The sequence below is a fragment of the Alteromonas algae genome (genome assembly GCF_049117195.1).
Lineage (GTDB): Bacteria > Pseudomonadota > Gammaproteobacteria > Enterobacterales > Alteromonadaceae > Alteromonas.
Window position 1 is genome coordinate 308,476 of sequence record NZ_CP185260.1, and the last position, 17,232, is coordinate 325,707.

13 protein-coding genes are annotated in these 17,232 nt (G+C 39.1%); 7 read left to right on the forward strand and 6 right to left on the reverse strand.

Annotation, left to right across the window (positions count from 1 at the left end; translation table 11 throughout):
• Positions 1-38 precede the first annotated feature (38 nt).
• Entirely contained in the window at positions 39-1,130 is a 1,092-nt protein-coding gene (locus tag ACOJRU_RS01365; protein ID WP_421133279.1) for a hypothetical protein, read from the reverse strand.
• Positions 1,131-1,415: 285 nt separating this feature from the next.
• Here ACOJRU_RS01365 and ACOJRU_RS01370 point away from each other — a divergent pair, with 285 nt between their 5' ends.
• From ACOJRU_RS01370 to ACOJRU_RS01390, 5 genes are all read left to right on the forward strand, one after another.
• On the forward strand, positions 1,416-2,036 hold the full coding sequence (locus ACOJRU_RS01370) for a hypothetical protein (protein ID WP_421133280.1): 621 nt from the start codon (positions 1,416-1,418) through the stop codon (positions 2,034-2,036).
• A gap of 143 nt (positions 2,037-2,179) precedes the next feature.
• A complete protein-coding gene (locus ACOJRU_RS01375; protein ID WP_421133281.1) occupies positions 2,180-3,085 on the forward strand; it encodes a tyrosine-type recombinase/integrase in 906 nt (301 codons plus the stop codon).
• 5 nt (positions 3,086-3,090) lie between these two features.
• Positions 3,091-5,103 (forward strand): AAA family ATPase, encoded by a 2,013-nt coding sequence (locus tag ACOJRU_RS01380; protein WP_421133282.1) that lies wholly within the window; start codon positions 3,091-3,093, stop codon positions 5,101-5,103.
• 22 nt (positions 5,104-5,125) lie between these two features.
• Positions 5,126-5,560 (forward strand): DUF6641 family protein, encoded by a 435-nt coding sequence (locus ACOJRU_RS01385; protein ID WP_421133283.1) that lies wholly within the window; start codon positions 5,126-5,128, stop codon positions 5,558-5,560.
• A 624-nt stretch (positions 5,561-6,184) separates the two neighbouring features.
• The gene (locus ACOJRU_RS01390; protein WP_421133284.1) at positions 6,185-6,601 is read left to right on the forward strand and encodes a DUF2787 family protein; all 417 of its coding nucleotides are present in this window, start codon (positions 6,185-6,187) and stop codon (positions 6,599-6,601) included.
• A gap of 603 nt (positions 6,602-7,204) precedes the next feature.
• On the opposite strand, the gene ACOJRU_RS01395 is transcribed toward ACOJRU_RS01390, so the two are convergent.
• Positions 7,205-9,913, reverse strand: a complete 2,709-nt coding sequence (locus tag ACOJRU_RS01395; protein WP_421133285.1) for a DNA methyltransferase — start codon at positions 9,911-9,913, stop codon at positions 7,205-7,207.
• A gap of 206 nt (positions 9,914-10,119) precedes the next feature.
• Here ACOJRU_RS01395 and ACOJRU_RS01400 point away from each other — a divergent pair, with 206 nt between their 5' ends.
• Positions 10,120-11,022: a DNA cytosine methyltransferase gene (locus ACOJRU_RS01400; protein WP_421133286.1), complete on the forward strand. Its 903-nt coding sequence runs from the start codon at positions 10,120-10,122 to the stop codon at positions 11,020-11,022.
• Positions 11,023-11,937 (forward strand): DNA cytosine methyltransferase, encoded by a 915-nt coding sequence (locus tag ACOJRU_RS01405; RefSeq protein WP_421133287.1) that lies wholly within the window; start codon positions 11,023-11,025, stop codon positions 11,935-11,937.
• A gap of 408 nt (positions 11,938-12,345) precedes the next feature.
• Here the strand turns inward: ACOJRU_RS01405 and ACOJRU_RS01410 are convergent, their stop codons facing one another.
• The 4 genes from ACOJRU_RS01410 to ACOJRU_RS01425 form a co-directional block, all read right to left on the reverse strand.
• The gene (locus ACOJRU_RS01410; protein ID WP_421133288.1) at positions 12,346-12,825 is read right to left on the reverse strand and encodes a Panacea domain-containing protein; all 480 of its coding nucleotides are present in this window, start codon (positions 12,823-12,825) and stop codon (positions 12,346-12,348) included.
• Positions 12,822-13,799, reverse strand: a complete 978-nt coding sequence (locus tag ACOJRU_RS01415) for a hypothetical protein (protein WP_421133289.1) — start codon at positions 13,797-13,799, stop codon at positions 12,822-12,824. Before ACOJRU_RS01415 ends, ACOJRU_RS01410 begins: the two co-directional genes overlap by 4 nt.
• A 120-nt stretch (positions 13,800-13,919) precedes the next feature.
• Positions 13,920-16,055 carry a hypothetical protein gene (locus ACOJRU_RS01420; RefSeq protein WP_421133290.1) on the reverse strand — a complete coding sequence of 712 codons (2,136 nt, stop codon included), beginning with the start codon at positions 16,053-16,055 and terminating at the stop codon, positions 13,920-13,922.
• Positions 16,052-17,191, reverse strand: a complete 1,140-nt coding sequence (locus ACOJRU_RS01425) for a hypothetical protein (protein WP_421133291.1) — start codon at positions 17,189-17,191, stop codon at positions 16,052-16,054. The genes ACOJRU_RS01420 and ACOJRU_RS01425 overlap by 4 nt, the downstream gene beginning before the upstream one ends.
• Between the last annotated feature and the right edge of the window lie 41 nt (positions 17,192-17,232).

Genomic DNA, 17,232 nt, shown 5'->3' on the forward strand with positions numbered 1-17,232 from the left:
CTGATCAGCAACTTTCCATTGCCGTTCACAACGTGAACCTATGGCTTCAGAAACTGCTCTTTTGACGATTTCACCTTTTTTGCAATTAAGCTGTGCAGTTTTTCTAAACCTTCTAAATAAGCAACTATGTCTATTTCCAGTTCATCCAACTCACGTTTGTGCTTTTTGAATAGCTCCTCAAACTCTTCTTCTTGCTCTGTTATCAGCTTATCGTATGGATTCAATGGGTTAGCGTCGTCTAGCTTAGCACCATAGTTGTCTAATGCTTGGACAACATCCTTCAGAGTGTTACTCATAGACCGCATGCTATTACAATTCCTTACCTGTTCTTTAGCATCTTCAAAGCTGAAATGATTTATATCCAGCTCTAAATTTATCGTTACTAATGGGGTTTCTTCGTCTTCTTCGTCATTTTTTTCAGTCTGAATTTTTGTCATGTCAATTTGGTCGAAGATTTCTGAAGGTAAGATATCAAGGGCCGCTTCTTTAACATCCCTAGAGAAGACCTTCTTCCGATCATCAGCTTTACTTATTGAAATAGCTTCGTCCCAGACCTCCTTGAGATCGACGTGATAATCAGCCTTTCTTGAAAGTTTCATTATTTTGTAGAGCGTTAGAAGTGTATCCCTGGAGACTATGGGATACTTTGAATAGTCATCTCCATATAGTTCAATTAAGACTCGGATACAGTTCTTGATCCTTGAAAGCACCGACTTATCTATATCAAACATTTTCTTGAAAAATTGTGATTCACTCATTCCGTACGAATTTGCTACCTTATTGCTAATCAGAATCTTCAGAAGACAAATTTTGTACAAATCTCCAGCCGAAAGAAGCTTGGACAGTGATTGAATATCATCATTGCTTAACTTGTGTTTGTTCTTACTTAAACCGTCAAACTCTTCTAAAACTTTGACATATGCTTCGTCAACTACATTTGTATCGAGCTTAGGTGGCAGCACTATTGAGTCAAGCTGTCTAGCAGCGGGGGATGTTGCCATTGTGCAGTCCTTTGACGCCTTATCCTTTCGCTTAGTTGCCTTTCTGTCACCCTTCCGCTTTTTTGTATGTGTTTGCTTTGCCACATCATTTGCTTTCACTGAGGCTTTTGATTTTGCTGTTCTACGCATTGCTATTCTCCATTAATAAATAAATCTTCAAATGCTTGTAATCAATTTCACAAGACACGTTAAGATTAATTGGAATACAAGGGCGCATACTCAGTAGAATGATGCGAAATTGAAATCAGTTGTCATTCAAAAAAAACAAGCAAAATCATGAGGTTGAAATAATTTTGCTTGGTCTCTCGCGAAATTTTGTATAGAAATTCCGGGTTTTGTTGATTTTGTTTCTTAATTGTTTGATTTGTATGTCTTTTTTTATTTTTTAAAACTATAAAATTACGGAGGATTGAAATGAGTAAAATTGGTAGTGAAGGCAGTCCAATCAGGTTAACTCCTGATGTTTCAAAGAGGGCACTGTTTGAACAGGGAACGAACATTGATTGTGTCCCAGACGCTGTTGTTGCTATCAATAGGATCAAGGCGCCCAAAAAGTCTTTTGATCTCTATTTTAACAATCTATTGTGGAATCCGAATTTGGATGCTGATGAGATTAGAGTTGGATATTTGCTTTATGATTTGATTGAAGATCAATGCAGCGATCCGGTTTTTTTAGTGGCTGAAAGCTTTCATATGAGTAGAGTCGGAGAAGACGGCGTGATACATATTCGTTCTATATCTGATACAGCCAAGTCATTTGAGTCGGCTGATAAACAAAGCTTATTGAATATGCTACACAAGCAAAGGATGAAGATTAATACTAAAGATTTGATCTCAATCCTTAATAAGCTGCATAGCTTCTTTTACATAACATGCACTGAAATTTGTGAAAGTAACCTTGATGCCAAAAAGGTTGGATTTGATTATAAGAAGGAGCAAGTGCTGTTGTCTAACGACACGAAACTAGTTCATGTCAGGCTCAACCATCATTTCGATAGAATCAATATGATAAATCGCTGGATAGCCCTACCATAAGCCAAATAGAGCAAAGTGTGAGACCTACTATCTAGGTCAAAAACAGCGGAAGAAACCTTCTTTAAAGGCATTTAAAGTGTATATAAGGCTGCCAAGTAGCAACCTAAACAACTATCACTTTGCGGTTTTTTTAAGGAGGTTATATGGATACGCAGTGTCCTTATGCGTTGTATATGGCGCGCCTGTCACATAATAGTAAGCGGTCAGTTCAAGCACAGTTAGAAAGTATGGCTGATGTCATGGGGTGGCCGCTTATTGATTTGCCAGTAAAACTCGCCTGCATTGATTATGCACAGGCTCTTTCAATTCAAAACAAACTTCTCAGCGAAGGCTTTGCACCACGCAGCATCAATCGTGCAATGATGGCCATCCGAGGCATTGTCAAAGCAGCCGTTATTACTCAATCTGCATCACAACAGCAATATTTCAACTTACAATCAATTCCCAAAATCAAGCACGGCAGCCATCAAGGCACGCCTTTATCCAAACACCAAGTGGTTAAACTATTCCGCCTTCTATTTAAAACTCGTACACCACTAGCATTGCGCAATACTGCGGTATTTGCTGTTTTATTAGGTTGCGGGTTACGACGTAGTGAGGTGGTCAGTATTAGCCTAAACCAATACGACATGGATAAGGCATCGCTATTCATCGCGAAGGGTAAAGGTAACAAAAGTCGTACTGTATTTTTGCCTGACTGGGTTCAGATTATTGTGGATGAATGGTTGGAGTGTCGGGGTGATGCAGATGGTGCGTTATTTTGTGTAGTCCGGCGCGGTGGAAACATACACGTTGGCGATTATCTTAGTAATGAAGCGGTGTACTCACTCGTTAAGCGAACGTTTAAAACGCTCAATATGCCCACCGTCACGCCTCATGACTTAAGGCGCACTTACATCACTCAGCTACTTGATCAAGGTATCGATTTAAACACGGTGCGCCAAATGGCAGGCCATGCTGACATATCCACTACGGTTATTTACGACAAGCGAGACGACAAGGCAATGCAGCAAGCAGCCAAGACGCTAAGCTATGGTTTGTTGGGATAATGTTCATGAGAGCAATAGCAAACAAAAGTATTGCACTACCGAGCTTAAGCACACGCATGGCCATCCGCTTACTGTACATTATCCCACATGAACGGCTTGATGATTTAAGTGAAGTTCTTACAAAAGTAAAGGCTTTTGGTACCCCAGTCCCATCGAGCCTGACGCCAACACAAGCCATTAATAAACTGTCTACATCCAACGAGTTATCCCGTAGTGAAAAACGGTTGCAGGACAATATAGATAGACTCTGTCATTTGTTTGCCTTGCCAGATTTTGCAGCCGATGTATTGTTGCTACTGGTGCTCAATGACCAAAATAACGGTATTCAACAACTACTGTCCATGGCAGACGGTGGATTCGAACAACGCGCAATGGAGCATGCTTTGTGTGCATTGCTGAATATAGATGCATCTAAATTAATCGCACTTTTTGCCCAGCTATACGAATTAGGCTTTATCGACCAGCCTGATCCAGACTGTTTTACGTCAAATAGGCTACCCGATTTCATTAGACTGCCGCTGCAAGAAGGCGACATTACGGATAAATCCATATTGCTTGAACCGTTGTTGACTGCCAGTGAAAAGCCGCAGTTTCGACTATCTGATTTTGAGCATATCAATTACTCGCTGGTGCAGGAGTATCTCCATAATGCGACCTTACAGTATCGAAAAGGTGTTTCAGTGATGCTGTATGGCGAAAGCGGCACAGGCAAAACCGAATTTGCTAGAGCTTTGGCAACGGAGTTGGGTCGCACCCTTTATGATGTTAGAGCTACACAGATTAATTCTACAAAAGGGCTATTAGAGTTTGGTCATCGTCATGCGAGTGATGAACGCCTTAAATATTTGCATCTCGTTCAGGATTTATTGGGCACTAATCATAATGCAATATTGTTAATTGATGAGTGCGAAAGCCTGTTTGAGCAAGCCGATGGACGATATACCAAAGAACGTTTACAGCGGTTTATCGAATGTAACAATGTTCCGTGTATATGGATAACCAATCATATTCAATGTTTAGAGCCAAGCTATGTTCGTCGCTTTAAGTTGGTAATGCAGATATCGCCACCACCCAAATCACAGCTCGAAGCGATTGTTGATAAAGCAAGTAAAGGCCTTCGGCTATCCAAACACTTCAAACAGCAATGGGCTAGCGTGGAAAACTTAACACCTGCCATGATTGATAATGCGTGCGATGTTGCTAAAACGGTAAATCATTCTCATCGACAAGCAGAGGCAACGATTACCGAAGTTGCTGAAAGTACATTGCATGCATCGGGCCTGCTAATTACAAAGCCTACCTACCAAGGCGAAATAGCGTTTGATAAAAGTCTGTTGAATATTAAAAGTAACAAATCGCGAATTCGCGACATTGAATATGCGGTTAAAAACAACGCATCTATTCGTGTTTTGCTCACCGGACCATCTGGTACAGGTAAAACTGCATATGCCCATGCACTTGCCCAAGAAAATGACAAACCGCTCATTCGTATATCTGCATCGGATGTTTTGAGTAAATATGTGGGCGAGAGTGAGCAACAGATATCCGCATTGTTTCAACGTGCATACGATGAGCAGGCAATATTGTTGTTCGATGAAGTGGATAGTCTGCTGGCTAATAGGCAGCAGTTGCACGCCCACCATGATGTGCAGCTGGTCAATGAACTGCTCACTCAGCTTGAATGCAATACGCAGCCAGTGTTTGCTGCCACTAACTATGCTGACAAGCTTGACCATGCGGTGCTTAGGCGCTTCGACATTAAATTACGCTGCGATTACTTAACCACGCAGCAATCATGCATGCTATTCAAGCGAACGCTTGGCATAACGCGTCTCACGCAGTCTGAGCAACGTTGGCTTAATACACTAACCAGCTTAACGCCCGGTGACTTTGCCATTGTTGTAAGGCATCAACGTTTTAACCCTTCGGCTAACTTTCGTACCCAAGCACTTTCACTGCTTGTTGATGAAAATCGCCGAAAACAACGCAAACCCACCATTGGCTTTATAGCCACTTAAACCAATCCAAAAGGTAAACAACATGACAACATCTTCATTGAGTTCACTCAAGGTTATCGCTCGTCCTAAAATTGAGCCAAAGCCACCAGTTCTAGGCAAACGCGTTAAGCTTATTGAAAAGCTAGAGCAACAAAAAGAGATGGCGCAATGCCTAATTGATAACAAACGTTTTGAGGCGTTCAAACAAAAGCGCATCAAAGACAGTGAAACAGGCGAAGTGCGCTTTGAACGCAGACCCACTTACGTACGCCCATGGTATTACGACAGCGATGGTCACTACTACCTAGAAGTGAAGGTGCATAACCGTCCCGTGGAACTTAGCAATGGCAAGCATGCCATCGATGTAGGTGACAAAGCTCAGCTCCCCGAAGTGTTGAGTACCGTTATCAAAGCGGTTCAGCAAGGCGAATTGGATGCATTTTTGCTTCAACCAGCGATTGCAAAAAAAGCAAAGTAGGGATATTCGTTTAGTAACCATGCTATTTATTATTGGGGAGCAAAGTGTATACCCGTTCGGTAACGCTTTTGTTTCCCTACTCCATAACATCAACAACACGTTCTAGTGGTAACAAACCAATCGATGTATGCAGGTCGATATTGGGTTGATCGAGCTCAGTTAACATCTTGTCGTGCCAAAGTGTGAAAAGTTCAATTTTAGGTCCATTGTTAACGCAGTGATGGGTATTAAAAAATGGACTATCGAAACATAACGATATTGCGGTGACATGAGCATATATAGCGTTTAGCTTTTGATGTTCGACCTTACAAAGACGAAACCAGCTAATAGCGACATGTAAAGGGGCGCATGTTTTCCCAGTTAAACTGGATACAAAAGCCGTCTGCGCGCTTCGTGTCGTTGGTGTGTGGATAAATGGTCATCACTATCTATGGCTCATGTCGAGGCACATCGCATAGTAATTATTCAAACACTGTGGTGATCCGTATATCGACGGGTATCGGAGGGTTGGAAAAGTCAATCAACATAAGCACGTCACTTTCTTGTTTACTTACCACTAAATTAGCAATTTCAATTCAAACGCCAATAAGGCGACTCACAAACCCATTAATAAGGTGAAATAATATGCGTATTCGCTACGAAGAGCTTGCGCTGCCCGTATCAAAACAATTAGCAGATGCACTGATAGAACTGCTAAGAAAACAATCATTAATTGGCGATAGCGTGACCATCAACTTTCGAGACCCAGGATATGATGCTGAGTACGGTGGTTTTCATCCGCTCGAGATAAGACTTGAGAAGTTAGATAACGCTTGGTGTTTCTGCTACATCACCGACTTTGCCTATGTCGGTATAGGGCCTTATGCAGAGCTTGTCAAAGAGCTCGACTTTGACTTTCAGTCTGGTGTCTTTCAAAACCTATTTGGTGTATTTCCTATCGAGCAAGCAACAGACATGTATCAAATATGGGAAGCGAATTTCTTACATTACTGGCAAGCTTCTGATGTATTCTGCGTAACTTTATCGGGGCACTTTTCTTAAGGAACTTTGTTCACACTTTACTGGAGACAGATCACCATTAGATGTATGAAGCCGTCCTTACATAACCGTTTGCGTAACTTTCTATAACCTCAACTGTTTCTGCTTTGCTCGAAAATAGCCCTCACTCTTCGATATAAATGTAGTTGCTCTGCAGTTATAAGTTTGGCTGAACGATAAAGCCAAGCATAATACGCAGAGCGGCTTACCTTTATCATTTGGCATAGCTTTATCACTGGAAATGCCAATGACAGCAGCTTAATGGTTTTAAAGGTTACTTAGTTTCCTTCAGCAGGAGGGGACTGGCTTTTTTGGTAGCTCTTTTTCCATCCTTAGCTCTTTATTTTCCTTGCGAAGTATTATAGCTCAGCTCGCTCATTAGCATTCAAACTGGCTCACGATTGTTCCGCTTCATACTTGGTTTTCCAGTTATAAAGTAACTTATTTGTAATGCCCAAAGGCGCTGTCGCTTTGGATTCGCTGCTTGTGGTTAAATCCGTCTGAACAAATCAACGTTGCATCACATGTTTCAATCACTGAATAACTTGATAATATCTTTGAAATGGTGACTTAGCTTTATGCTTGCACTTACAGGCTCTATTTTATTTAATGCAACAAATTCTCGTATAGCTCGAACAAGAACTCAACCCTTTCTTTTTCTAGATTAAACTTCTTTGTTGTGTACACCTTATCAACGACCTTATCTAATTTAATATGAGCTTTTTTTAAATCAACGGGCATCGAATCAGGATCATACAAATCGGCTAAAGTTTCTTTGACGTACAGTTTCCTGATATCTAGTACTTCTTTAGCAGCTTTTCGAATTGATTCTTGTTGAGGTGCGTTTGGATTTTCAGGCCACGGATAACTATTAAAAACAATATTACTTGAATATCTATAGCGACTCTCTAGGCGACCGCAAACTGCTCTTGTCCAAGCATTGTGCATTGTCGATGTTAGGATTCCAAAATGGTATAGATCCGATGTGGGCATAATTTTTACTAAATTACTACACATGGTGTTTGGAACTTCAAAGCCAATAGGAATAAACTCCCTTCTTTCCGAAGATACTTCTGGTATAACTAAGTAGTTTTCTTCTGGAAAATTCTCTACATGTAAGCGAGTTGGAAAATTTGCTAACTTTTGCGTTGGTATACTACTACTTTTTGAACGATACTTTTTTACAGAGGAAACAATCTTTTTAGCAAGTGGCATTTTTTTGAGTTCATTAGGAGGACAATCCCCCAACCACAAAAACCATCGGCACCCACCATTTATAAATTCCTCAGCCCCTATATAAGGTCTAAAATAAACTTCAGATTTTGGCTCTTTTTCAATAAACAAAGCTTTTTCTTTATCTGAGAAAATATAGTTGCCATCATCAATTGGCTTATTACCTATTTTTAATTTTGGTACATCAGATATTGGTTTTGAGCGACGTTTAAGTGTTAAGTTTTTAAAGTCAATTAGATAAGGGTTTATATTTGACGCAACGGTTTTAACTGGAAATTCACCTGTATCTGAGTAATCAAATAGTAATTTAGGCGATGAGGTTGGAGCCCCAAAACCTACGATAACACAGTGTACGCCAGCTTTTCCTTTAGCTTCGTTACTCCATGGAAATGCTCGATGGGCAAAGTGAATTTGAATGCCTTGAGTGAATAGCCAATCCCAGATGATACCTGGTTGCTCTCCTTGTACTAACGAGTTAGTAGTAACAAATGAGCACACTATACTTTTATTCTTATTAATATATTCTGCAGATTTCACATACCAAGCAGCAACATAGTCCAATAAACCGTAATTTTTAATACCTCCAACTACAGTAGCCCGATCCTTCGCTTTATTTTTGTTTTTGCTTACTTCTTTCGCCCCTGAAAATGGAGGATTACCCAGAATATAAGAAACCTCACTTGATTGAATCACATCTTCCCAGTCAGTCAATAAAGCATTCGCATGCACTATCGTTGAACTATTTCTTAACGGGATGCGAGCTAAGTAAAATCCAAATTTGACGGAAGCTACTAAATTCATCTGGTGATCAATTAGCCACATTGCAACTCTGGCTATTTGAGTAGGAAACTCTTCTATTTCTATACCATAAAATTGATCAATGTTAACTTTGAACATTGTGATCACATCTGCTTCGAGCCAGCCATTATTTGATAGAACTTGAATGGCTTCCATTTCTAAAATTCTAATTTCTCTGTAAGCCACTACTAAAAAATTACCGCAACCGCAGGCAGGGTCAAAGAATTTAAGCTTCGAAAGTTTATCTAAAAAGTTTAATAATTTATTTTTTACATCACGAGAATGCTTAAACTCTTTTTTTAACCCCTCCAAGAATAAAGGTTCAAGTAATTTGAGTATATTCTCCTCACTAGTGTAGTGAGAGCCTTGCTCGCGTCTAGACTCACTATTTTGTACAGATTGAAACAATGAACCGAATATAGCGGGAGATATTTGAGACCAATCTAATGCAGAACAATCTAGCAACAATTGCCTCATGTCAGAATCAAAAGACGCTAATGGTAAGCTTTCCTCGAACAGCCTTCCATTGATATGCCTAAAAGCCATCTTTTGCTCATCTAAATTGGTAAGGCGCTCTGAAGTAGGTGTGTTCAATATATAAAATAACTCATTTAAATAGCTACTTAAATCTGACCCATCTTCGGCTGTCCGATCTTCTAAATATATTCTAAATTGCTGCCGATCAAATATCCCAGTGTTGTCAGCAAACATACAAAACAACAACCTAACGAGATAGAGGCTTAATGCATGACCTTTATATCCGATCTTTGTCAACTGTTTATATAGTTTTCCCATGCTTTCAGATGCATGGATATCTACAGTTTTTTGTTCACGTAATGCCTTGGTTGTGTAGCCAGCCATGAAACCAAACAGATACACATTTTCATGCAACTTTTCTAACGAAAATTCGTTATAAGTGTCTTCTTCTAGGTCATACAGTCTAAACCTAGCGAAGTCAGAGACAACTACATATCTAGGTAAATCTCTGTCTTTTAAGCCGACAAAATAATCAAAGGCTTGCTCTTTTGCTTTCTCTAAACTTTTTCCTTTTGATTTGTGCTCGACAAGCATGACACCTTTCCATAAGAGATCAATAAAGCCATCCTTCCCATCGTGCTTTTTTACATGATTTTCAAAACTAGCTACACGTTTCCTATCAATGCCAAATATATGAAAAAATTCATCCCAAAATGTTTTAGCTTCTGATTGCTCAGACACTTCATCAATCCATTCTATTGAAAATGATAGAGCTCTGCTTTTTATTTCATTCCACGTTAATGGCAATTTTTTATCCTTTTGAAATTCCGTTTCAAAGTATTCAGCAGTAACCTGCTTGATATCTAACGGGACGTAAAGTAATACATGATATCTTTCGTGGGCAAAAAAGCAATAAACCACTGTAATTATATCTAGTGTTTATGTTATAATTCAGCAGTAGTTATTAGCTGAATGTAAGCACATTTATCGATGCAAATCTTTTTAGGCCGTTAATGAAAGTAGTAGATTTATTTTCTGGTTGTGGTGGCATGACGTTAGGGTTTCAGAACTCCGGATTTTCTGTCCAAGCAGCCTATGATCATTGGGAACCTGCGGTTGATGTTTATAAGAGCAATTTTTCTCACCCTGTTTTTGTTAAAGATTTGACTGACGAATCTGTCATCGCTGAATTAAAAACGTTTAAGCCAGACGTATTAATTGGCGGTCCTCCATGCCAAGATTTTTCAAGCGCAGGTCAAAGAAATGAAAATGGTGGTAGGGCAGACTTGACAGTAACTTTTAGTAATATTGTCTCTTCGGTTAAGCCAAAGTTTTTTGTAATGGAAAATGTCGAACGAATTACTAAGAGCGGTGTATTAAAGCAAGCCAAGGAAATATTTAAACAAGCGGGATACGGCTTAACAGAGAGCATATTAGATGCGTCACTATGTGGAGTCCCCCAGAAAAGAAAGCGTTTTTTCTTAATCGGCCATCTAGGCGGAGAAGATCATTTCTTATCTGAGAGTCTAAATAGGAAATTAGCTCAAAAACCAATGTCAATGTTTGACTTTTTAGGAGACTCTTTGGGTGTTGAGTATTACTTCAGAATCCCTTTGAATTATAATAGAAGAGCCGTTTTCAGCATATACGAGCCTTGTGTAACTATTCGTGGTGTGGATAGACCTATCCCTAAAGGGTACAAGAAGCACCCTGGAGACCTAGTAGAAATTGGTGATAAAGTCAGAGCACTAACTGTTAAAGAAAGAAGCTATATACAAACTTTTCCAGAGGAGTTTAATTTCTTTGGTACTAAAACAAATATGAACTTGATGATTGGCAACGCCGTGCCTGTTAAGCTGGCTGAATACGTTGCTTCTGCTTTAAAAAGCTTTATTAAAAACGGTGAGTATCTTTAAGTGAAGGTGATAGATTTATTTTCGGGCTGCGGAGGTATGTCCCTTGGTTTCCAAAATGCGAATTTTACCGTAGAAGCTGCGTTTGATAGTTGGGAACATGCAGTCAACGTATACCGTGATAACTTTGAACATCCAATATTTTTAAAAGATTTGTCCGATGATGACTCCGAGGCGGTAATTGGTAAATATAAGCCTAATATGATCATTGGAGGCCCTCCTTGCCAAGATTTCTCGATAGCAGGAAAAAGAAATGAAAATGGCCAGCGAGCTAATTTAACTAGAAGGTTTTCAGAAATAGTTTGTAGCATCAAGCCAGAATGGGTTGTTATGGAAAATGTCTACAACATCACTCGCAGTAAAATTTTGCCTGAAATAGTTAATATGCTTAAGGAGAGAGGCTACGGCATTACAACGCTTGTTTTGGATGCAAGTTATTTGGGTGTTCCTCAAGCTAGAAAACGTTTTTTTCTGGTAGGTCACTTACATTCTGAGGATTGTTTTTTAGAAACGTTTTTAACGAGCAATCATTCTAATCGTCAACTTACTGTAAAAGAATATCTAAAAGATAAAATAGATACTGAATTTTATTACATGCACCCTAGAAGCTATCAACGAAGAGCGATATTTTCAGTAAATGAGCCAAGTGCAACTATTAGAGGAATTAATAGGCCGATTCCAGACAATTACGCAATTCATCCTGCTGACAAAACTCATGACATATCTAAAGTCAGAGCATTAACGACAAAAGAACGTAGTTACCTACAAACGTTTCCTGAAAGCTTTAAGTTTAATGGAGGAAAAACGGCTATGGAATTAGCGATTGGGAATGCAGTTCCGGTAAAGATGGCAGAACATGTAGCTAACTCAATATCAAGCTATGCCGCTTTTATCAAAAAGAAAATTGCAGTTGCTTAACATTAGCAAATAGCTACACCAATCATAAGCTACATCAGTTGAGCACTTTTGCCTAATAGGCCGTAAGATGTTGCTTTTATTACCTCAAAAAATATTGAACAGCTAAAATAATAAAAGCCCCGCTATTTGTAGCAGGGCTCTCTTAATAATACTACCAGTGGGCGGACTAGAGCCGCCACGTATTTCTGCGGGGGATTTGAATCCGTCATGGTTACCAATTTCATCATTCTGGCATTGATTGAATAAATCAGTAAATAGAGATAATTGCTTTCAGCTAACATGCACCGCGAAATTTTGGCAGACATCAGCTGGGAATAGTTGCTGTTAATACACATTAACAGTAACTTACTGATGAGCAAATTGACTAATGCTCAGTTGACTTGAACTAATACAAGTAAAAATCTCATCTCACGCATTAGCCGTTCTTTTTTGAGATTTGTATTGTTTAGCTAGAGAAACCAAATCCATGTGAGAGTATCTCTCATTAGAAGACACTGGATACGTAGAATATACGTAACTGATGAATTCATTGAAGTACATCGACTTCGTCTTCTCAATGATGGTGTCTATGATATCTTTCTCGCGGTCAGTGAGATCTACAGAATTCAGGTTTCCGTTGAACGCGATAACGAATTTATCACCGCCATATATTGTTTTTTCAGGTTTTATTGAAAACTCGCTGTCTGTACTTGCAACATCATATACATCGTCAACGTAAGGACCATAGTGATTGAACAGCCAATCAATATCCGTCATTTGGTTTTCATCTAGCAACGAAGAAAACCAATCCGAAAGATATACCAGCTTAGTCAACCGTGCCTTCGACAATTCATTCTTGTGAGGATATTTTGTCGCAATGTAGGCCATGATCGAGCGCAATTTATTCATGACTTCCTCCTAAAAGTAGATACGAATTCATCGTCAACATCATGATCAGCAATTGGAGTAACTTTTAAAGTTTTATCATATTTGATCGCCCCATGAATAAAGTCGACCATATAGCTTTGGTAGTCAGAGCAGTATCTTTTGATTTGAGCTACCTTTTGTTCTTTCCATAATGATTTCTTGTCAGACTCAAAAACAATTACACCTATGTGCTTGTCAGCTTCAACTACCGAGATGGCTATGTACTGACAACTTTTCATCGTAAGCTTTTCGATTTTGTCGTGCTCATAACCATAATGTGCTTTCATATACTCAATGTATTCCTGTTTGTCCTCATCAAAAACAGGGATATTTTCAATATCTACACAAACTCCATGTTCCCATGCTTGGCTTATTACGCCTTTGTTTCTTGGAAATGTTAGTCTGTGAATTTCTGCATATTTAGGGTTTTGTGAGTATCTTGCTATTAAGTAAAACTTCTCATTAATATAATAATAGATTGTTGCACGGCAGTGGGTTCCTAGGTTTAGTTGCCTAGCACTTCCTTTTAACCAAGTCGTTACTAACTTAACCTGTAATTCTGCAAGCTCATTTTGTAATAGTTCAGAATCCTCACTAACACTGTTGATTTGCTCTTTTAGTTGATCAACGTTTTTTATCTCATTATTGAGCTCTTCATTTCTTAAGTTGAGATTTTTTTGATCAATATAAGTTCCTTTTCCTCCATAAATTATCATCAGAGAGCCCAAGACCAGCCAAGCCCAAGGCATGAAAAGTACGAATAATGCAAAGTCTGCAACTCCAGAGGTCGATTGCCAACTGTCGCAAATGTTATAACTTCCAGCGAATGACGCTGATACACTAACAATTGCTGAACCAACGGCTGCCGCAAATATGTACCACCACTGCCCTAATTTGGTAGAAAAATCCTTTAATGAGGAAGAGCTTCCAGTAAATCCAAAATTTAAATCGCTCATTGGTTCCAATTCTTAGTAATGCAATCTGCTTTTACGTAGTTACATTAACATGCCTTCGTATACATTCAGACTGTACGCATGATATATGTTCTATTTATTCCGACGTCATGTACTATTAAATCAGAGTTCGAGATTGAAAATCTGAATCATAACTGATGTAACCTGATTTAAATTTGTTGGGTTGAGTTCGTTGATGATAGTACGAAGTCTCTCCAAAGCTGTATTACAAAGCACAACCCGCCCCAGAATCACTGCCAACAACAAATCGGGAAATGCCTCTCCTCTCTCCTCTTTAGTAGCGCGTGATAGTCGCTCCATAATCGCAACAAATTCATCAGATAGCGTTTCATCATAGCTGTAATCAAGTTCTGAGCCTTTAGCAGCACGCCATAAACAAGACTGTAGTAGTGGATCGTTATACCGAACAAAGTTATCAGGCGATAGGATTGCTTGCTGGTGTGGTGTTGACTCCAAACTATCCTCAGGTGAGTGCTTAAAATTATCTCTCGCGCTTTGTAGTATTGACGCAACTGTTAAATATACTGCTTCTGGTTGCACAGAAGCGGGCTCATATTCAAAGTTCCAGAATGCGAAGTGACGAGTAAAGGAAAGATGTTCCGAGTGTAACCGTCCATTAACGCCTATCTTTCCTTCCAGTCCATTTGACACGTCATTCAAGCACATGAATCTATCGTGAAGCTCTGTGGATTTTATGAGGTCTTCGTGTTTCTGCAATAGGTGACGTTCAGCCAGCCAACTACTCTTGTCAATCCTTGCTGGAACGTTGATAGAATATTTGGAAAAGAACTTGTACTTCTTAAATACTGGCCCAAAAATCAGGGATTTCTCGAATGTTGCAAGGGCTGATTTACCCTTGAATAAATGGAAAAATGTTACAAATACTCTCAGTCCATCGTGGCCTGCTAATCGAAGATCTCTATTGGCAGCAATAAATTTGTCGCCGGAACCCAGAACAGGGAGGAGAAGGACGGCAGCTGAGTTTGCAGACTGAAATTCTTGATTTATAACATCTTCAAAGTCGATAACCTCAACAGTGAGGTGTGTTTGCAATGATTCGATGTACTTTTTGAGAAACGCGTCTGTTTTATCTGTAATGATATATTTTGTAGTGACTGGAATGTGCCAATTGACAATATCATTCCACCAGTCATCCAGCTTACTGAGTAGACTCTCTGGTATTTCATTCAGGTCCACAGTTAATTCTTTTTCTTTATGCCCAGCTATTTTGGGTCTATTACATGCGTGGCTAAGAGATTGATACAGCTGTTTGAAAGGCCACTTAGAAAGTTCCTCTCCATGTATTTTCTTAATGACCACGCTTTTGGGTTCAGAGTGCTCTATGGTGAAGTATTCATCTACCCTTTTAACATAACGTTCAATATTGTCCGGTCTCCTTTTTATTGAAGACTCAAGGGAGCAAAGAACATTCTCAGACTCAGTGAATGACAAAAGTGTAATAACGTCCTCGTTTTGGAGCCTATTCCATTTTTGATAAATCTCTTTCGCCATATTGTTGCTCGATGATGCTGATATGAGGATTAAGGCTTTTTCACCGAGAGGTATTCGAAGATTTCCTAGTCCTCGATAGGAATGAAATGATTCAAACTTTGGTTGATAGTTAACGTTTTCCTTTAGTCGGTTTATTAAATTTATTAGCGCAAGGACAATGTGATTTATCGCAGATGTATCAATGTATATTTTTTCGTACTGGGTGATGTTTTTGATTTTGGTCAATACGCAAAAGCCAACGAATACACATTCGGAATAGCTTTGCGCCAGTCTATTCGTTGCAATAAATTCTGTGCGCTGATCTTGAGAAGGTTTTATAAATGAGGAGCCAGGGGGACTCATCTCTACCACTTGATTTTTCGACGCCAAATGCCTGATCCCTTGCACTACAAGCTCATCTCTCAGTGGACCAAGCCCATCACTATTCAGCTCGACTCCGCTCACTCCAGATAGATCGCCTCGTTCGTCGAATGCGACAACAGACAACTTAACTTTTTCACCATAGCGATATAAATTATTCGTTAAATCTTTAGAAGAACTCAGAGAGTCGTTAAAGATGTCTTTTTCACATAACGGGATAACCACAATTACTTCATCAGGCCTATGGTAATTCTCATAAGTTTGCTCAACTATATCTGAGAGAGAAGATGATTCTTCCTGAATTAGGGGGATGAACAAAACAAGTCTAATTTTTTCTCTTTGTGCCATCTCGAAATGAAGCATCAATATTCATCCTTAAATATCAGTGGTACCAGAATAGTGAATGAAGTCCCAGCTAGCTCATAGTCTTCAATTTGTATTGAGTTTTTATCGATACTAACCGCACCATTCCTCGCGAAACTTGACACTGTTGTGTGACCGGTTTTAAGAATAAAGCCGGCATTCAACGAACCCAGGCTATCCATAACATTCGTTAAGCCAGACCCAGCATAACTTTTATTTTTGGTTGTATTATGCTTTTCGAAACAACTTAGAACTGCATTAATTTCTTCATTAATGGATATTGACTTAGCAGCGTCGCCTGTATTCCTAACCCAACTTTTTGCGTATCCAATACCTGTATCAACAACGCTCAGTTCTAAAAAAGTAACTTTAGGGGGGCCGTTGTATAAGCAATTGATATACGAACTTTCTTTCTCACCCAAAAGTAACAAGAGTTGATTTCTTTCAAGAAGAGAAATGTTTAAATTAATACCCCTTACAGAATTTAAATAGAAGTTACCTTTTTCATCCCGCAAAGAGTGGTCATCAGTATTTTTAAAAAGTTCATAGACGCAAGTAGCCAGATTAATAAACAGGTCTGGTTTTATTATTTTTCTTTGTTCATGACCTAGAAGAAAGTCCAATGCCTCCTGAAATATATATTTGAATTCTCCCCTTTTTGATATTTCTCCCGCTTGGTATAAGGGCTCTATTAATCCGTTACTTTTTGATGGTTTCAAGCAAGGAAAAAAAAGCTTTCTACCTTTGAACGCATTTTTAAAGTCAAGTTTTTGCAATTTTTCAATAGAACTAATTGCTGGTGAAAAGGCTTTGCCCTTCGAGAGAAGGGTCTCTCCATCTGAGAGAAGGATGTTGTCACATAGAGTCAGGTAAGCCATTCCAAGTAAACTTTGGCATAGGTCACCTAACTGCGGGTCTTCAACGTAGTCTAAATAGGTTTGAATTGTTTTGCTGGAATTTTTAGAACGGAACCAACTGGCTAATAATTGTATTACTTGAGACTCTAACCCGAGCGAACCGCTAAATTTAAGACCCTTAGAGCTCATACGAATGAATGCTTCAGGATTGCCTAATACTTTTTTGAAAACGGCGCTTTGATTTTTAGGATTTAAATCCTTCGGAATAATTAAAGTTTTCATAAGTCAGAAGTACCATCCTGTTGGTTATTGTATTGCTTAAG

Bases quoted from the DNA above. Each gene is read 5' to 3' on its own strand.
- ACOJRU_RS01365 (WP_421133279.1), bottom strand. From the start codon at position 1,130: ATGCGTAGAACAGCAAAATCAAAAGCCTCAGTGAAAGCAAATGATGTG.
- ACOJRU_RS01370 (WP_421133280.1), top strand. From the start codon at position 1,416: ATGAGTAAAATTGGTAGTGAAGGCAGTCCAATCAGGTTAACTCCTGAT.
- ACOJRU_RS01375 (WP_421133281.1), top strand. From the start codon at position 2,180: ATGGATACGCAGTGTCCTTATGCGTTGTATATGGCGCGCCTGTCACAT.
- ACOJRU_RS01380 (WP_421133282.1), top strand. From the start codon at position 3,091: ATGAGAGCAATAGCAAACAAAAGTATTGCACTACCGAGCTTAAGCACA.
- ACOJRU_RS01385 (WP_421133283.1), top strand. From the start codon at position 5,126: ATGACAACATCTTCATTGAGTTCACTCAAGGTTATCGCTCGTCCTAAA.
- ACOJRU_RS01390 (WP_421133284.1), top strand. From the start codon at position 6,185: ATGCGTATTCGCTACGAAGAGCTTGCGCTGCCCGTATCAAAACAATTA.
- ACOJRU_RS01400 (WP_421133286.1), top strand. From the start codon at position 10,120: ATGAAAGTAGTAGATTTATTTTCTGGTTGTGGTGGCATGACGTTAGGG.
- ACOJRU_RS01410 (WP_421133288.1), bottom strand. From the start codon at position 12,825: ATGAATAAATTGCGCTCGATCATGGCCTACATTGCGACAAAATATCCT.
- ACOJRU_RS01415 (WP_421133289.1), bottom strand. From the start codon at position 13,799: ATGAGCGATTTAAATTTTGGATTTACTGGAAGCTCTTCCTCATTAAAG.
- ACOJRU_RS01425 (WP_421133291.1), bottom strand. From the start codon at position 17,191: ATGAAAACTTTAATTATTCCGAAGGATTTAAATCCTAAAAATCAAAGC.